The following is a 16,951-nucleotide window of genomic DNA, read 5'->3' on the forward strand; positions in this document are numbered from 1 at the left end:
CCGGCATTGGCTGGGCGATCCCAGACGACGGCGTTCGTGCAGCGGCACGCCCGGCCTCGCTGCAGGCGCCGGAGCACTCGACGCGGTTCACTGGCCAAGCCAGGGCCGCGATCACACGAAACGCTCGCCCATTCTTCGGGGCGTCGTCACTCCAACAGCTGCAGGTGGACATGACGATGTCCGGCACAGGCAAGTTACCAGCGTGGGTGGCCGCCGCAACGCTCTACGCATGGTGCCTGCCCGCGATCCCGGCGGCGTTCGCGCAGGCCGAACCGACGGCCCCCCCGGTCGTCGGCATCGTCGCCGCGCGCAAGGAGCCGATCACCCAGACGGAGCAGTTCATCGGCCGGATCGAGGCGAAGCAGCGTGTCGACATCGTCGCGCGGGTGACGGCGTTCATCGAGAAGCGGCTCTTCGTCGAGGGCACGGACGTCGAGGAAGGAACGCTCCTCTATCGTCTCGAGCAGGCTCCGTTCCAGGCAGCCGTGGCCGCGCAGAAGGCGCAGATCGCGCAGGTCGAAGCGCAGTTGGGAAACGCGCGACTCACGACGCAGCGCGCTAGAATCCTGCTCGGCGGGCCCGCCGGGCAGCAATCGACCTACGACGCGGCTCTCGCGAACGAGCGTGCCTTGGAGGCGCAACTCCAAGCCGCTCAAGCCCAGCTCGACACGGCACAGATCAATCTCGGCTACACGGAGATCTGGGCGCCGATTGCGGGCCAGATCGGGCGCACGTCCCTGACGATCGGCAACGTGGTCGGGCCGAGTTCCGGGGTGCTGACGACGATCATCAGCCAGGACCCGATGTTCGTCACGTTTCCGGTGCCGGTCCGTGAGGCGATCAATCTCCGAACGCGCTATGCGCCGAAGGGCGGCTTCGGAGCCGTGCTGATCCGGGCCCAACTACCGGACGGCCGCTTCTACGAGCACACCGGGACGCTCGATTTCGTCAACAACACCATCGCGACGAATACGGACACGATCCTGCTTCGCGGCGTGCTGCCGAACCCTCCGATCTTCGGTCAAACCCGCACCTCGGTCACCCTTCGTGAACTCACGGATGGCGAGTTCGTGACCGTGTTCCTTGAGGGCGTCGAGCCGGTCGAGGTGGTCGCGATTCCCCGTGCCGCCGTCCTGGCCGACCAGCGGGGCAGCTACGTCTACGTGATCGGACCGGGAAATCGGGCCGAGGAGCGTCGGATTCAGCTTGGCCAGTCGAGCACGACGCTCGCGGCGGTGACGGGCGGCCTCAAGGTCGGAGAACAGGTCATCGCCGAAGGCCTGCAGCGGGTCCGCGCGGGCGAGACGGTCCTGCCCAAACCCGCCGACGCCATTCTGCAGAGGATGATGCGGAATTCGGCCGTGAACGAGGACGGCGCGGGGCCGGCCGGCCGCACGGCCCCGGCCGCGTCCGTCTCGCCGCCGGCCGGACGGCCTCCGACCGGAGGGGCCAGCGGCGCCGGCCCGGCCAGCCGGCGCTAGCGCAGCATGCGACGTCCCACCCCTTGCTCCGTCCCGTCTTCCGCTCCGCGGCTCCCCGTCCCGGATCGAACTTCGTTTGTCGCAGGCGACCGAGCCCGAGGCGCGCCATGATCTCATCCCTCTTCGTGGACCGCCCCCGGCTCGCGATCGTCATCGCGCTGATTATCACGATCGCGGGCGGGCTCGCGCTGCTCCGGATCCCGGTCGCGCAGTTTCCGGACATCGTCCCGCCGCAGGTGAGCGTGTCGGGGATGTATCCGGGGGCCTCTGCCGAGGTCGTCGAGGCGAGCGTCGCCCAGCCGCTCGAGGCGCAGGTCATCGGCGTCGACCGCATGATCTACATGAAGTCCACGAGCGCCAATGACGGCAGCTACAGCTTGGCGGTGAGTTTCGACCTCGGCTCCGACCCGGATATCAATACGGTCAGCGTCAACAACCGCGTCCAGTCGGCCCTGTCGCAGCTCCCGTCCGAGGTGCAGCTGCAGGGGCTCAAGGTGCAGAAGAAGTCCTCCGCGATCCTGCTGTTCGCCGTCCTCTACAGCGAGACCGGCGCGCAGGACCCGCTCTTCATCACGAACTACGCCATCATCAACGTGCTCGACGAGATCTCGCGCACGGCCGGAGTGGGTCAGGCCAACCTGTTCGCGCGGATGAACTACTCGATGCGCATCTGGTTCGACACGGATCGCCTGACGAGCCTGAATCTCGCGCCGTCGGACGTGGTGGATGCCATCCGGGCGCAAAGCGTTCAGGCACCGGTCGGCCGCATCGGTGCGCCGCCGATCACGAGCGAGCAGCAGATCCAGATGAACGTGCAGACGCAGGGTCGCCTGTCGACGCCTGAACAGTTCGGCGCGATCGTCCTGCGGACGAATCCCGACGGCTCCGTGGTGCGCATCCACGACGTCGCCAGGGTGGAGCTTAGCGCGCAGAGCTTCGACAGCGAATCCCGGCTCGACGGCCGCTCCGGCGTCCCCGTCGCCATCTATCTCGTGCCCGGTGCCAACGCGGTGCGGACCGCGACCGCCGTGAAGGCCACCCTGGACCGACTTTCGGCGCGCTTCCCGGCAGGATTGCGATACGCGGTCGTGCACGATTCCACGACCTTCGTGAAGGACACCATCTCCGAGGTGCTGCGGACGCTGGCCGAAGCCTTCGTCCTCGTCGTGATCGTCGTGTATCTGTTCCTCGGGAGTCTGCGGGCGACGGTGATCCCCGCCATCGCCGTGCCGGTGAGCCTCATCGGCACCTTCGCGGTGCTCTACGTGCTCGGCTACTCGGCCAACACCGTGTCGCTCCTGGCGATGGTGCTTGCCATCGGCATCGTGGTCGACGACGCCATCGTGGTCGTCGAGAACGTCGAGCGGGTGATGGGGGAGCATCCGGAACTGTCGCCGGCCGAGGCGACGAAGCTCGCGATGACGCAGATCACGGCGCCCATCATCGCCATCACCCTCGTCCTCCTGTCCGTCTTCGTTCCGATCGCCTTCATCCCGGGCGTATCGGGCACGCTGTTCCGACAATTCGCCGTCACGATCAGCGCCGCGATGCTGATCTCGGCGATCAACGCGCTGACCCTTTCGCCCGCGCTCTGCGGCGTGTTCCTGCGTCCCGCGCGCGCGCGGCGGGGCATCATGGGCCGGGTGCTCGGCGGAATCGACTGGGTGCGGGACCGCTATGCCGCGGGCGTCCGCCGCCTCGTGCGCGTCTCCGCGCTCTCGCTCGGGCTGGTTCTCCTGTTCGCCGGCGGCATCGTCGGCCTCGCGCGGATCACGCCGGCCGGTTTCCTCCCGGAGGAGGATCAGGGCGCCTTCTTCGTCTCGGTCCAACTGCCCGACGGCGCGTCGGTGGCCCGCACGAGTGCGGTCGCGACGGAGGTCGAGAGGCTCCTGAAGGACATGCCCGGCGTCAATCAGGTGCTTTCCGTCATCGGCTTCTCGCTTCTGGACGGGGCGGCCGAGCCGAATTCCGCGTTCCTGCTGGCGCAGCTCAAACCCTTCGCCGATCGCCGGAGCGCGGCGGAATCGGCCCAGGCCCTGATCGAGCGCGCTGACGCGGCGGCCGCGACGATCGGGCAGGCAACGGTGCGGCCCTTCAATCTTCCGCCCATCGTCGGACTCTCGACGAGCGGCGGCTTCGAATACGTGCTCGAGGCACGGGAGGGCCAGGACCCGGCTGCGATCGACGCGGTCGTGCGCGGCCTCGTCGCGGCGTCGAACCGCGACCCGCAGCTCGCCCGCGTCTTCTCCACCTTCACGGCGTCGAACCCGTCGATCTTCCTCGACATCGACCGCACAAAGGCCCAGGTGCTCGGACTGGCGATGAGCGACGTCTTCAGTTCGCTCCAGGCCACGCTCGGCGGGGTCTACGTCAACAATTTCAACCTCTACGGCCGCACCTGGCAGGTGAACGTCGAGGGCGAGGCGGACAGCCGGGGCGACATCCGCGACCTCTGGAACATCTATGTCCGCGGCGCCTCGGGCCAGATGGTGCCGCTGCGTTCGGTCGCGAGCGAGCGCATCGTGCTCGGGCCGCAGGTGCTCACCCGCTACAACAATTTCCGCGCCGTGAGCGTGAACGGCAGCCCAGCGCCCGGCATCTCCTCCGGCGCCGCGATGGCCGCGATGGAGCAGATCTCGGACCGGACCCTGCCGGAAGGCTACAGCTACGAATGGACCGGGACCGCTTACCAGGAGCAGCAGGCGTCCGGGCAGACCTGGATCGTCCTCGGCCTCGCCTTCCTGTTCGCCTACCTGTTTCTCGTTGCCCTCTACGAGAGCTGGACGATCCCCATTCCGGTCCTGCTGTCCGTCGTGGTCGGCGCCTTCGGCTCCTACCTTGCCGTCAAGCTCGCCGGCCTCTCGCTCGACCTCTACAGCGAGATCGGGCTCGTGGTGCTGATCGCGCTTGCGGCCAAGAACGGCATCCTGATCGTCGAGTTCGCGAAGGACCAGCGGGAGGCGGGCGTGCCGATCCGGGAGGCCGCGATCCGCGGCGCTGAGCAGCGGTTCCGTGCCGTGATGATGACGTCCATCGCCTTCATCCTCGGCCTTGTCCCCCTCGTGATCGCGACCGGTGCGGCCCAGATCAGCCGTCGCGACGTCGGCACCGCGGTCTTCGGCGGGATGATCGCGGCAAGTTCGATCGGCATCTTCCTCGTGCCGATGCTCTACGTCACGATCCAGACCCTGCGGGAGCGCGTGAGACCCGGGAAGGCGAGACAGGGTCAGCCCGCCTGACCCGCGGTGGTCCGGGCACCTGCGAAACCGCTTGGGTGGGGCTCCGGCGAGTCCCATCGAGACATCCGTTCCGGGGATGGACCGCGTGACGTTCGGGTTTATCGGCGAGAGGAAGGGGCGAGGATGAAGCCGGCAGATCAACCCGCGACGCCCCTGCAACAGGCACGCTTCGTCGCCGTGGCCCTGATCGTCGGTGCTTTCACGGGCGTGTTCGGCGGCCTCTTCCACCTCGCCATCGACACCATCATCGAATGGCCGACATGGCTCTCCGGCCATGTCGCGGGTTGGCGGTTGCTCGCGGCGAGCGCCGCCATCACCATGGCGGCCACGGTCTTTGCCGTGTTCATCACCCGGTGCTTCGCCCCTGAAGCGAGCGGGAGCGGGGTTCCGGAGATCGAGGGGGCCATCGCCGGCATCCGGCATGTGCGCTGGGAGCGCGTGCTGCCGGTGAAGTTCATCGCCGGCATCGCGGCGATCGGCTCGGGCCTCGTACTCGGCCGCGAGGGGCCGACCATCCACATGGGCGGCTCGGCGGCGCTCGCCGCCTCCGGGATGTTCCGGGTGAGGCACACCGATCGGCAGGCCTTGCTGGCGGCCGGCGCGGGGGCGGGGCTCGCCTGTGCCTTCAATGCCCCGATGTCGGCCGTGCTCTTCGTCATCGAGGAAACGCGCAAGCAGTTCCCCTACACGTTCCGGAACTACATGGGGGTGTTCGCTGCGGCGATCACCGGAACGGCGGTGACCCAGATCATCTCGGGCGCGCGGCCGGACTTGCCGCTCTCCGCCGGTGCAGCCGCGCTGGCTTCGTTGCCGGCCTTCGCCGTGCTGGGCATCATCCTGGGTGCGGTGGGGGTGCTCTTCAACCGATGCATCCTGGCGATGCAGGACCGTGCCGCCGCATGGCAGAAGCGCGCGCCCTATGTCTGGCCCGCCCTGGTCGGACTGCTCGTGGGCCCCTGCTGATCCTGGCTCCGCGCACCGTGACGGGCGGGGAGCAGGTCATTTCACAGCTCGCCGTCCTGACCCCGAGTGCGGGCGTGCTCCTGATCCTGGCGGCCGCCCGCTTCTTCACCTCGGTTGCCAGTTATTCCGTCGGAACGCCGGGCGGCATTTTCGCGCCGATCCTGTCGCTCGCGACCTGCATCGGCTTGGCCTTCGGCCTGCTCGCGCACATGGCGTTTCCCGAAGCCTTGTCCGGCCTCGGGGTGACGCCGGTCTCCTTCGGGATCGTGGCGATGGCCGCGCTCTTCAGCGCAACCGTCCACGCCCCGGCCGTGGGCGTGGTCTTGGTGCTTGAACTCACGAGCGCCTATGCGCTCGTCCTGCCCATGCTGACGGCCTGCCTTACGGCCAGCCTCGTGGCGCAATGGCTCGGCGGACGTCCGATCTATGGAGAGATGCTGGAGCGCACCCTCGCCCGGGCGGGCAGGGGGCCGGACAAGAGTTCGGATATCGGTCTGGCTGCCGATCCGGATCGTGCGACGAAGTGAGGTCCTCAGGAAGCTCGCAAACCTGCGCTCGGCGCGAACCGGTTTGCTGGTTCGGGGGTGTCAGCCTTCATCCTCCGACCGGCGTTCAGGCTGCCCCGAACCTTCGCCTCCGCTTGAATTGAACGTCGACGCAATTTGAAATTGTATATTCGAGGGTAAAGCATTGTGTGGTAGCATTCGCTCGCCGTCTCAGGCAGTCGACTACCGATCAAGCAATGATCATGGAGGATACGCCATGCGAAGCGTTGCCATTTACGCTGCCGTTCCAGCGATCTTCCTGGGAATGAGTCTCTATACGGCGACGGCGGCGATGAGCAGGCCGGGACAGATCATGACGACGCGCGACATGAATATCGAATGCCGTGGCAATGGTTGGATGGGACGAAGCGCGCGCGAGTGTTGCAGCGGTCGCTGCCGGATCCTGAAATCGAGGCGCTGCAAATGCCTTGGCAATAAGCCGTCGTTCTAGGGCATAGCTTTCAAAAAATTCGCCAATGCTCGGGTGTGCCTGCCGCACGACCGCCACGTCCCCAGCATTTGTCGGGTGCGGGCCTGATCCGCGGTCGCTGCCGACTGCGTGAGCAGGGGAGGGGGCTTTCCGGGACGGGCTGGATGGTCGATGTCCGCGGCGAGCAAGGACCGGTGCGGGCCGTCGGGCGAGCAGCGCAGCAGGGACGGTGACGGACATGGAGCGGCCGGAGCAGCCCGATCGAGGGGAGGATGCCTTCTGGCTCAGGCTCACGGTCGGCGGCCTGATCCTCTGCCTCCTGATATACGGCTGCTGGCAGATCGCGCGTTGGTTCGCGGCCTCTTTCCCGACGGATTTTCGATAGGCGAGGTCTGCTCCGGTTCGTCCCCGGGCCAGCTACACCGTACCCTGCCGAAACCGATGGTCTCGTAGAAGATGGGCCGTCACTCGGCACCGCCCCCCGTGCGCCCGGCGTGGAGCGAGACGCAGGTCCGCACCATGTCGCTGAGCGTAAGGTTCTTGGTGTCGCCGATATTGGCGATCTCCTCCAGGCAGCGCATGAAGTAGCCGCTGTCGAGGCCGGGTGCGAGCGTGCTCATCGATTTGCCGACACGGTTCGTGAAGTCGAACTTCTCGCTCGCCCCCGCCCGCGGCCAGACCGAGGCCTTGTCGTCCATCTTCAGCCGGGCCGCCGCCTGCGCCGGACCCGGTAGGGCGAGTGCCATCAGGATGCAGAGTGCCGCCGCCCGTTCCATCCCACGCTCCGTGACCAGGCCTTGCTGTCGCAGGCCGATGCTGATCGTTCAGCAGAGCGTAACACGGTCCGCGCCCTGTCGTTGCGGACGCCTAAGATCTTAAGTTGTTTCTCAGAACGATCGCCGCGCGCGGGCCGGTCGGCGCGTCGCAGACCGGCCCAGCGCGCTCGCGCCCCTATCGGGAGCTGCCGCCACCACCGCCGCCGCCGCCGCTTCCCTGAGGGATGGCGCGCTCGGGCTGGTTGGCGTTTCCGGCGGCGGCCGAATTGCTGCTGATGGTGTCGGCACCGGTGGGACCGGGCGCGATCAGGTAATCGACGCCGCCGCCGGTGATGTTGTTCTGCTGCTGAATGATCGTTCCCGGCGGAAACGGCCCGCTGGGCAGACCCGGAGGCCGGCCTTGGGCGCTGGCCGCTCCCGAGCCGAGGCAGCCCAGGGCGATGAGGGTGACGAGGGTTCGGCTAAGGGGACGGCTCATGGGACGGCTCATGGGATCGGTCTCGAATCGGGGGAGCGGCGGATCGGCTGTGGGCCGTGACCGTCGATCTTCATCCGAGCAAATGCCGCAATGGGTTCGGTTGTTTCCCGCGCCCTCTGCGTCACAGCGACAAGCCGGTTCCTTCGCCGGCCCCTTCGCCGGCCGCGTCGGGTCCGGCCGCCGATCGATACCGAAACGGCATCGATCGGCGGCGGAGGATCACCACGCCACGGTGTAGGCGACCTCGAACGAGCGCGGGCGTCCCAGGAGCCAGGCGGTGCCGACGCCGTTCACGGCGCTGCCGTCGATCGCGTAGGTCTTGTCGAACAGGTTGAAGACGCGCAGCGACAGGCGGGAGGCGGCCGTGACCTGATGGTCGAGGCCGAGATTGACCAAGGTGTAGGCGGGCCGCCGGGCGGTGTTGCCGAAATCGCTGAACACCTCGCCGACATGCTGGAGGCCGATGCGCCCCTCCCAGTCGCGGGCGAACGCCCAGTTGACCCAGAGATTGGCGACTCGCTCGGGCACGTTCACCGGCTGATTGCCGGCATAGGAGACGGCGACCCCGCCGACGTTCTGGGAGAAGTCGTCGTACTGCGCGTGCAGCAGGGAGAGGTTGGCGTCGATGCGCCAGCCCGGGGCGGGAAGCCAGGACAGCGCGGCCTCCGCGCCGAGCGAGGATTGCTGGCCGACCTGGGTCGAGACCGTCGGCTGTCCCGGCACCGCGGAGATCAGGTTGTCCTTGACGATGCGGTAGCCCGCCAGCGTCCATTCGACGGCGCCGCCGAAGGCGAGCCCCTTGGCGCCGACCTCGACCTGACGGCCCGTCGAGAGTTCGAAGCCCGCCAGCGATTGCGACAGGGTGATCAGGCTGTTCACCGGGTCCGTGGCGGTCGCGTAGGAGGCGTAGAGCGAGGTGTCCGGCGTCGGCTCGTAGAGCAGCGCGAAGCGGTAGCCGAGGGCGCGGAACGAGCGTTCGAAGCTGGCGCCAGTGCGCAGATCCTCCCGGTAGAGGCGCGGGGCGTCGAAGCGCACGCCGGTCAGGAGCGACAATCGCTCGGTCAGGAACAGCCGGTCCTCGGCGAAGACCGAGGCTTGGCTCGTGCGCGTGGCGTAGGCGGGGGTGGCGCGGCCCTCGGCGGGGAAGAAGCCGGGGTCGTAGCCCGTCAGGGGCACGCTATCAGACTTCTCGAAGAAGAAGTTGTTGGTGTGCCGGAAGTTGATGTGGTTGACGTCGAAGCCGGCCGAGAATTGATGCGCGAGGCCGAAGAGGCTGCCGCGGAACGTGGCGTCGAAGCGGTTCCCGATCTGCTCCTGCTGGTGGTAAATCTCGAGATAGTCGGAGCGGTCGACGAGGCCGGTGGCCGAATTGAAGCGGTACTGCTCGACATCCCGCCAGTGGCGCCGGCTCTGGAGACGGTAGGCCGTGTTGCGTACGGTCAGGTCGGCCGTGGGCGTCCACTCCGTCCGCAACTGCGTCCAGTTGTCGGTGAAGGCGATCTTCGAATCGCGGACGTTGTAGTTGTTGAAGCGGATCAGGTCGGGCACCCGCCCGTTCACGAGCGGCGTGCCCCAGTAGCGGGTCGGCTCCTGGTAGCCGAGATCGTGGCTCAGCGTGACCGCGAGGTCCGGGGTCGCCTGCAGCGTCAGGGCGCCCGAGACCGCAAGATTGCGGAAATCACCCTCCGGCGTGAGCCAACCCCCGGCCCTGTTGCCGCTGACGTTGAGGCGGTAGGCGAGCGACTCGCCGACGGGGCCGGTCGTGTCGATCGCCGCGCGGGCGACGCCGTCCTCGCCGAGGCCAACCCGGGCGACGTTGAGCGGCGTGAAGAGCGGCTTCTTCGAGACTACGTTGACGACACCGCCGATGGCGCCGTCCCCGTAGAGGACCGAGGCCGGTCCGCGCAGCACCTCGATGCGCTCGACGTTCCAGGTGTCGAAAGGGAAGGTGAAGGTGTTGGCGCCGACATAGAGGCGGGTGCCGTCGAACAGCGTCTGGATCGAGTTCTGTCCGGCAAAGCCCCGGCTGGTGAAGGCGCCAAGCCCGAAACCGGGCGAGCCGTAGGCCGTGATGCCGGTGCCGTTCTGCGAGACCGCCTCCAGCACGCTGGTCTGGCCGCGCAGGCGCGCGGTCTCGCCGGAGATGATGTCGAGGCTCGCGGGCGTCTCCAGTGGCGTCAGGCCGAGGCGGCTCGCCGAGCGCGAGGGTGTGCGCAGGTTGAGCCCGACTGGCGAGGCGCGCGTCAGGCTCGGTGTCCGGAGGGCGGCGGAGGATTCCGCGCCGACCGCATCGGCGGGGGCGTTCGGCGGAAGGCCGGACGCGGTGCCGCCCTGCACCGCGATCTCGTCGAGACGGGCAAGCGGTGGTTCGAGGGGTGATCCTTGAGCCCGCGCCGAATCGGCGAGCGCGAGGGGCAGGGTGAGGAGGGCGGGCAAGAGGGAACGGCCGCGGTGGCGGCATCCGATCGACGACATGGAACTGGCAGAGCCTCGGACGGCAACGGTGGCACGTCACCGCGAACGAGGCCGAGGCGCCGGGCCCTCGCGGCCTCCGACATCCCAACACCTGCCGATGCACCCCGCCCGGCATGTTTCGCGTGTGACCACGGCTGACGGCAGGTCTCCTGGCTCGCGGGTCGTCGCCCTCCATCGTCTTCCCAGGCTAAAACGCGCCCAGTGACGTGGTGATGGAGGGCTCTCCGCTCACAGTTGCGGGGGCAGCTGCGGGATCAAGGCACAGGGCCCCTCACCGCATTCCCTTTTGATCCCTCGCGGGAACCGTCGACGGCCACGCTATGCGGCGGACTTCCCAGCGGTCAATCGGGGTCCGCCACGAAACTGTGAAGCTGTGCCTGCGCGGCCACGCGAGCGAGCGGCAACTCGGGGAGGGTGGAATTTTGCTGCAGCGCACCGGGCCGCGCGCGGAAAACTCTCCCACGGAGCGGTAGGATGGAAGAACAAAGCAATGGTTGTTCGAGGATGAGCGGACAGAAAAAAGGCCGCCCCGAGGGGCGGCCCGAAGTCTAGGGAGGAAACGCCCAAGAAGGGCAACAAGGTGCGACGCCGTCGCGCCCTGCATGACGTCTTCTCTCACGCTGCACTGCACAAGGCAATCCGATAAGCTCTCACTGGAGGCATGCATCCGGCGCATAGGACGAGAGGTCGCGGGATGAAGCTCGGCGTCATGGCCCATGCGCCGGAGCCAATCGGCGGGAGCCCGGGTTCCGAAACTCCCGTTTCTCGCGCTCGGATGACTCCCATGCATCGCTGGATGTTCGCCCTACCCATCGTCCTGATCCTGCTGGCGGCGGTGATCGTGTTCGCGTTCAACCGCACCGGCCCGACCGCCAACCAGAACACCCATGCCCGGGAGACCGGTCAGCCCCGCTGAAATCGACCGATCGTGCGCGTCCCCCTGGCCCGACGCTTGCTAGGCTATTGGCGACGATTTCGACCGAGAGCCGACGATGATGCGGGTTCTTTGCGTGGTGGCTCTGTCCGTCGCTCTGGCCCCCTTCGCTTCGCTGGCCGTCGATGATCGTGCGGATGCGGCCGGATTCATCGAGCGGGCGCGGCACCATATCGGCCGGCGCGTCGTCCTCGACCATTGCCACCTCGTGTTCGCGACGCCGGAGGAACTGACCTGCGTCGGGATCAGGACCGAGATCGGCGCTTCCGACGTGCCGAGCGTGGGACGGCTTCTGATCCACGTCGCCGAGGCGGATGCCGAGAGCCGCACGCGGGCGCTTGCCCGTTGCCAGAGCGGCGAATTGGGGGACGCCTGCGACGTCAGCATTTCCGGCGAGGTCTTCGATGCCTCCCCCCGTTTCGGCCTCGACGAGGCGCGGATCATCGGCCTGCGCGAGGCGACCATCCGCTGGCCGAACTGACGATGTCTCATGCAGTGACGAAGGCGCCGGCCTCGTCGGGCGCTCGGCGGGGCCTTGCGACGGGTCAAACCGCGACATCGCGGGCGGGCGACGGCGAACCGACGGCACCCTAGCGCGTTGGCACCGCAAGGGAGTTCGACGATGATCGCACGCATCCTCTCCGCTGCCGCCCTGACGGCCGCGCTCACCGCATCGGCGTCGGCCGAGTCGCCCGCTCAGACGGGTACCGGCGGCGGCGCCCATTCCACCATCTACGCGCCCAACACCTCACCCGTCGGCCGCACCATGCCGCCCGCCGGGGCCGGGGGGGCGCGCCGCGACGCCGACAACCCCGACCGGGAGACGTCGATGGAGAAGAAGAACGACAAGATCGACACCGGCATCTGCATCGGCTGCAACTGAGGCAACCGCGGACGCTTCACTCCGACCAGCGCAGGGCGGCGGCGGCGGCGAGCGTGCCGACCACCGCCGCGATCAGGCTCAGCGCGGCCAGCACCGTCAGCGGGGTGGCGAGCGGCACGGTTCCGCCGAGAGCCGCCTCGGCCGCGGAGACGCCGAAGATTAGGGTCGGGATCATCAGCGGCAGCACGATGATCGCCAGGATCAGCCCGCCCCGCCGGATCGTGGCGGTGAGCGCCGCGCCCACGGCGCCGATGAAGGCCAGGGCCGGCGTGCCCAGCGCGAGCGTCAGGGCCGTCGCGGCCATGGCCTTGGGCGAGAGCGCCACCAGCAGCCCGAACAACGGCGAGGCGAGTGCGAGCGGCAGGCCGGTGGTGAGCCAGGAGGCCAGTACCTTGGCGAGTACCACCGCCTCCAACGGCACCGCGGCCCCGGTCATCAGGTCGAGCGAGCCGTCCTCCTCGTCGGACTGAAACAGACGGTCGAGGCCGATCAGCGTCGCGAGCACGGCCGCGAGCCAGAGGATGGCAGGGCCGATCCGCGATAGCAGGTTCAGGTCGGGCCCCAGCGCGAACGGCACCAGCACCACGATCATCAGGAAGAAGACGAGCGAGAGCGCGCCCGATCCGCCGACCCGGGCGGCGAGCTTCAGGTCGCGGGCAAGCAGGGCCGAGAAGGCGCGGATCATGCCCAGTCCTCCACCGGGGCGGTTTCCGGGGCGGCGGGGCCGATGCGCAATTCGCGGGCATCCTCCAGGCCGAGGGCCTGATGCGTCGCCGCCACGACGAGGCCGCCTTCGGCCCTGTGCCGGCCCATCATGGCGGCGAGCACCCCCTGCGAGGCGAGGTCGAGGGCGGCGGTCGGCTCGTCGAGGAGCCAGAGCGGCCGGCGGCAGACCAAGAGGCGGGCCAGCGCCACCCGGCGCCGCTGCCCGGCCGAGAGATAGCCGACCGGCAGGCGTGCCACGTGCGGCAATCCCATGGCCGCAAGGGCCGCCCCCGGCTCCGCGGCCGGGTTGCCGAGAAGGTCGCGGGCGAATTCGAGGTTTTCCGCCGCCGTCAGCGCGGATTTCAGGCCGTCGCGATGTCCGACCACGTGAAGGCATTCGGCCAGCGTCGCCTCGCCGATGCCCTCGGCGCGGATCGCGCCGGCATCGGGCTTGAGACGTCCGGAGAGCATCGCGAGCAGGCTCGACTTGCCGGCGCCGTTGCGCCCCGTGACCATGAGGCCTTGCCCCGGTTCGAGGGCGAAGGAAAGTCCGGAGAAGATCCGGCGTCCCGAGCGGCGGCAGGCGAGATTCTCGACGATCAGACGCACGGCTCGGCCTTCGACGGGGGAGATGTCCGCGACGTTCGCCTTCGTCCCGGAGCGCGATGGGCTGGCGGGCGGCCCCGCGCGTCGCGGGAGGCGACGGGGAGGTGGTCCCGCGCCGGGGCTATAGACCATCGCCGCACGCGGTGCGAACCGCGCGCACCGTCCGCGCATTGATCTCTCGACGCCGGCCGGCGGCGCGGGCCGAGAGGGCGTGGTCGTGGAGAACAGGACCGGTCGTCGGGAGGCATCCCAGCTCAGCGAGGACGAGGCGGCCCGCGACCCGGCCGCGCTCGCCGGCCGGGCGCAGTTGGAGGCTCGGCTCGCCCGTCTGAGCCCCGAGCAGATCGCCGCGTTCCGGGCGGCCCTGCGGCGCTGTTACCGTCGCGGCCCGGAGGCGTGACGGCGCCGGCGGGCGTCCCACACTGTCAGGCACGCGCCTGTGTCATCGGGCCAGTAGCGGCCAATTTCGAAACGTTCTATAGACCGGCCCAGGCTGCGCCGCGCGATCATTCAGGGCGTCCAAACCGCCCCTCGCGCACCATCCTGAGTGTTTCTCGCGAAAGCCCCGGCGCCGGGGCTCCGTCGAGAGCACTCGCTACCCGGGCGCCCCCGGGGCGGCGCGCGCTCCTTGGAGCGCATCCGGCCGAACACCTCTCGTGGCGCAGGTTGTGCCTGCTCCGTGTTCGACAAACGCCAGCTCAGGACTCGACTCGCCGTGGCATCGCTCGACAGTTTCAAAGCCCGCCAGACCCTTGAGGCAGGGGGCAAGACCTACACCTACTACTCGATTCCCGAGGCGCAGAAGAACGGCTTGGCCGACGCCGCCGCTCTCCCCTTCTCCATGAAGGTGATCCTCGAGAACCTCCTCCGCTTCGAGGACGACCGCTCGGTCAAGCGGGCCGACATCGAGGCCACGGTCGCGTGGCTCGGCAACCAGGGCAAGGTCGAGACCGAGATCGCCTTCCGCCCCTCGCGCGTGCTGATGCAGGATTTCACGGGTGTGCCCGCCGTGGTGGACCTCGCCGCCATGCGCGACGCCATGGTCGCCCTCGGTGGTGATCCGCAGAAGATCAACCCGCTGGTGCCGGTCGATCTCGTCATCGACCACTCGGTCATCGTGGACGAGTTCGGCACCCCGAAGGCGCTCGGCGACAACGTCGCCCTCGAATACGCCCGCAACGGCGAGCGCTACACCTTCCTGAAATGGGGGCAGTCGGCCTTCCGCAACTTCTCCGTGGTGCCCCCGGGCACCGGCATCTGCCACCAGGTCAACCTCGAATACCTGTCGCAGACGGTCTGGACGCGGACCGGCGACGGAGATTCCTTCCCGGTCGCCTATCCCGACTCGCTCGTCGGCACCGATTCGCACACCACCATGGTCAACGGTCTGGCCGTGCTCGGCTGGGGCGTGGGCGGCATTGAGGCCGAGGCGGCCATGCTCGGCCAGCCGCTCTCGATGCTGATCCCCGAGGTCGTCGGCTTCCGCCTGTCCGGCAAGCTTCCGGAAGGCACCACCGCCACCGATCTCGTGCTCACCGTCACGCAGATGCTGCGTAAGAAGGGTGTGGTCGGCAAGTTCGTGGAGTTCTACGGCCCCGGCCTCGACGACATGGCGGTGGCCGACCGCGCCACGATCTCCAACATGGCGCCCGAATATGGCGCGACCTGCGGCTTCTTCCCCGTCGACCAGAAGACCATCGACTTCCTCAAGGTCACCGGCCGCGCCGACGACCGGATCGCGCTCGTCGAGGCCTACGCCAAGGCGCAGGGCATGTGGCGCGACGCGCAGACCCCCGACCCGGTCTTCACCGACACGCTCGAACTCGACATGGGCACCGTGCGGCCCTCGCTCGCCGGCCCGAAGCGCCCGCAGGATCGCGTGCTGCTCGACGCCGCCAAGCCGGGCTTTGCCGAGTCCATGGAGAAGGAGTTCAAGCGCGCCGCCGACATCGCCAGCCGCTACGCCGTCCAGGGCACGAATTTCGATCTCGGCCACGGCGACGTGGTGATCGCCGCGATCACCTCCTGCACCAACACCTCCAACCCGAGCGTGATGATCGGTGCCGGCCTGCTGGCCCGCAACGCGGTCGCCAAGGGCCTGCGCTCGAAGCCATGGGTGAAGACCTCGCTCGCCCCGGGCAGCCAGGTCGTCGGCGAATATCTCGACAAGTCCGGCCTGCAGGAGAGCCTCGACGCGCTGGGCTTCAACCTCGTCGGCTTCGGCTGCACCACCTGCATCGGCAATTCGGGCCCGCTGCCGCCCGCGATCTCCAAGGCGATCAACGACAACGACATCGTCGCCGCGGCGGTGCTCTCGGGCAACCGCAACTTCGAGGGCCGCGTGAACCCGGACGTGCGGGCGAACTACCTCGCCTCGCCGCCGCTCGTGGTGGCCTACGCGCTCGCCGGCTCGATGCAGATCGACATCACCCGGGAGCCGCTCGGCCAGGGCTCGGACGGCCAGCCCGTCTACCTCGCCGACATCTGGCCGTCCTCGGAGGAGGTGAACCGCTTCATTGAGGAGAACATCACCTCCGCCCTGTTCAAGAGCCGCTACGCCGACGTGTTCGGCGGCGACGAGAACTGGAAGGCGGTCGAGGTCACCGAGGCCGAGACCTTCGCCTGGGATGGCGGCTCCACCTACGTGCAGAACCCGCCCTACTTCGAGGGCATGACCAAGACCCCCGATCCGATCACCGACATCGAGGGCGCGCGCATCCTCGGCCTGTTCCTCGACTCGATCACGACCGACCACATCTCGCCCGCCGGCAACATCCGCGCGGCCTCGCCCGCCGGTGCGTACCTGCAGGAGCATCAGGTGCGGGTGCAGGACTTCAACCAGTACGGCACGCGCCGCGGCAACCACGAGGTGATGATGCGGGGCACCTTCGCCAACATCCGCATCAAGAACCAGATGGTGCGGGACGAGGCCGGAAACGTCGTCGAGGGCGGCCTCACGCTGCATCAGCCCGACGGCGAGCGGATGTACATCTACGACGCCGCGCAAAAATACGCGGAGGAAGGCACGCCGCTGGTCGTCTTCGCCGGCAAGGAATACGGCACCGGCTCGTCCCGCGACTGGGCGGCCAAGGGCACCAAGCTCCTCGGCGTGCGCGCCGTGGTCGCCGAGAGCTTCGAGCGCATCCACCGCTCGAACCTCGTCGGAATGGGCGTGGTCCCGCTCGTGTTCCAGGGTGAGACCTCGTGGCAGTCGCTCGGCCTCAAGGGCGACGAGACCGTGACGATCAAGGGGCTGGCGGGCGAGCTGAAGCCGCGCCAGACGCTCACCGCCGAGATCACCTCCGCGGACGGCTCGAAGCGGGAGGTTCCGCTGACCTGCCGGATCGATACCCTCGACGAGCTGGAATACTTCCGCAACGGCGGCATCCTTCCCTACGTGCTGCGCTCGCTCGCGGCGTAAGGACGGATCGATCCC

Annotated in this window: 13 protein-coding genes, 1 pseudogene and 1 riboswitch; of the genes and pseudogenes, 8 read left to right on the plus strand and 6 right to left on the minus strand. The window is 68.5% G+C overall.

What is annotated here, in order from left to right:
- Positions 1 to 170: 170 nt before the first annotated feature.
- The 3 genes and pseudogenes from ACPCJR_RS01030 to clcA all read left to right on the plus strand — a co-directional run bounded on the left by ACPCJR_RS01030 (position 171) and on the right by clcA (position 6,210).
- Positions 171 to 1,481 (plus strand): efflux RND transporter periplasmic adaptor subunit, encoded by a 1,311-nt coding sequence (locus tag ACPCJR_RS01030; RefSeq protein ID WP_391511103.1) that lies wholly within the window; start codon positions 171 to 173, stop codon positions 1,479 to 1,481.
- 107 nt (positions 1,482 to 1,588) lie between these two features.
- Positions 1,589 to 4,720 (plus strand): efflux RND transporter permease subunit, encoded by a 3,132-nt coding sequence (locus tag ACPCJR_RS01035; RefSeq protein WP_391511102.1) that lies wholly within the window; start codon positions 1,589 to 1,591, stop codon positions 4,718 to 4,720.
- A 123-nt stretch (positions 4,721 to 4,843) separates the two neighbouring features.
- A pseudogene (gene clcA, locus ACPCJR_RS01040) lies at positions 4,844 to 6,210 on the plus strand (H(+)/Cl(-) exchange transporter ClcA).
- 208 nt (positions 6,211 to 6,418) lie between these two features.
- Here the strand turns inward: clcA and ACPCJR_RS01045 are convergent.
- The 4 genes from ACPCJR_RS01045 to ACPCJR_RS01060 form a co-directional block, all read right to left on the minus strand.
- Positions 6,419 to 6,727, minus strand: coding sequence for a hypothetical protein (locus ACPCJR_RS01045; RefSeq protein ID WP_391511101.1), 309 nt, complete (start codon positions 6,725 to 6,727; stop codon positions 6,419 to 6,421).
- 395 nt (positions 6,728 to 7,122) lie between these two features.
- Entirely contained in the window at positions 7,123 to 7,434 is a 312-nt protein-coding gene (locus tag ACPCJR_RS01050) for a hypothetical protein (RefSeq protein WP_391511100.1), read from the minus strand.
- Positions 7,435 to 7,609: 175 nt separating this feature from the next.
- The gene (locus ACPCJR_RS01055; RefSeq protein WP_110350168.1) at positions 7,610 to 7,912 is read right to left on the minus strand and encodes a hypothetical protein; all 303 of its coding nucleotides are present in this window, start codon (positions 7,910 to 7,912) and stop codon (positions 7,610 to 7,612) included.
- A gap of 219 nt (positions 7,913 to 8,131) precedes the next feature.
- Entirely contained in the window at positions 8,132 to 10,387 is a 2,256-nt protein-coding gene (locus ACPCJR_RS01060) for a TonB-dependent receptor (RefSeq protein ID WP_391511099.1), read from the minus strand.
- Between the two features lie 122 nt (positions 10,388 to 10,509).
- Positions 10,510 to 10,710, minus strand: a riboswitch (cobalamin riboswitch).
- A gap of 461 nt (positions 10,711 to 11,171) precedes the next feature.
- On the opposite strand from ACPCJR_RS01060, the gene ACPCJR_RS01065 reads away from it, so the two are divergent.
- The 3 genes from ACPCJR_RS01065 to ACPCJR_RS01075 all read left to right on the plus strand — a co-directional run bounded on the left by ACPCJR_RS01065 (position 11,172) and on the right by ACPCJR_RS01075 (position 12,204).
- Positions 11,172 to 11,303, plus strand: a complete 132-nt coding sequence (locus ACPCJR_RS01065) for a hypothetical protein (RefSeq protein WP_391511098.1) — start codon at positions 11,172 to 11,174, stop codon at positions 11,301 to 11,303.
- A 76-nt stretch (positions 11,304 to 11,379) separates the two neighbouring features.
- Positions 11,380 to 11,802, plus strand: a complete 423-nt coding sequence (locus ACPCJR_RS01070; protein WP_391511097.1) for a hypothetical protein — start codon at positions 11,380 to 11,382, stop codon at positions 11,800 to 11,802.
- 141 nt (positions 11,803 to 11,943) lie between these two features.
- On the plus strand, positions 11,944 to 12,204 hold the full coding sequence (locus ACPCJR_RS01075) for a hypothetical protein (RefSeq protein WP_391511096.1): 261 nt from the start codon (positions 11,944 to 11,946) through the stop codon (positions 12,202 to 12,204).
- Between the two features lie 16 nt (positions 12,205 to 12,220).
- On the opposite strand, the gene ccmB is transcribed toward ACPCJR_RS01075, so the two are convergent.
- The gene (ccmB, locus tag ACPCJR_RS01080) at positions 12,221 to 12,889 is read right to left on the minus strand and encodes a heme exporter protein CcmB (RefSeq protein WP_110350164.1); all 669 of its coding nucleotides are present in this window, start codon (positions 12,887 to 12,889) and stop codon (positions 12,221 to 12,223) included.
- Positions 12,886 to 13,518, minus strand: a complete 633-nt coding sequence (gene ccmA, locus ACPCJR_RS01085) for a heme ABC exporter ATP-binding protein CcmA (protein WP_391511095.1) — start codon at positions 13,516 to 13,518, stop codon at positions 12,886 to 12,888. Before ccmA ends, ccmB begins: the two co-directional genes overlap by 4 nt.
- A gap of 214 nt (positions 13,519 to 13,732) precedes the next feature.
- Here ccmA and ACPCJR_RS01090 point away from each other — a divergent pair, with 214 nt between their 5' ends.
- Both ACPCJR_RS01090 and acnA read left to right on the plus strand, forming a co-directional pair.
- Complete coding sequence (locus tag ACPCJR_RS01090) at positions 13,733 to 13,915, plus strand: hypothetical protein (protein WP_391511094.1); 183 nt, start codon at positions 13,733 to 13,735, stop codon at positions 13,913 to 13,915.
- A gap of 315 nt (positions 13,916 to 14,230) precedes the next feature.
- Positions 14,231 to 16,936: an aconitate hydratase AcnA gene (gene acnA, locus ACPCJR_RS01095; protein WP_391511093.1), complete on the plus strand. Its 2,706-nt coding sequence runs from the start codon at positions 14,231 to 14,233 to the stop codon at positions 16,934 to 16,936.
- Positions 16,937 to 16,951: the final 15 nt, after the last annotated feature.

This window comes from Methylobacterium sp. NPDC097929 (assembly GCF_049543375.1).
In the GTDB taxonomy this organism is placed as follows: Bacteria; Pseudomonadota; Alphaproteobacteria; order Rhizobiales; family Beijerinckiaceae; genus Methylobacterium.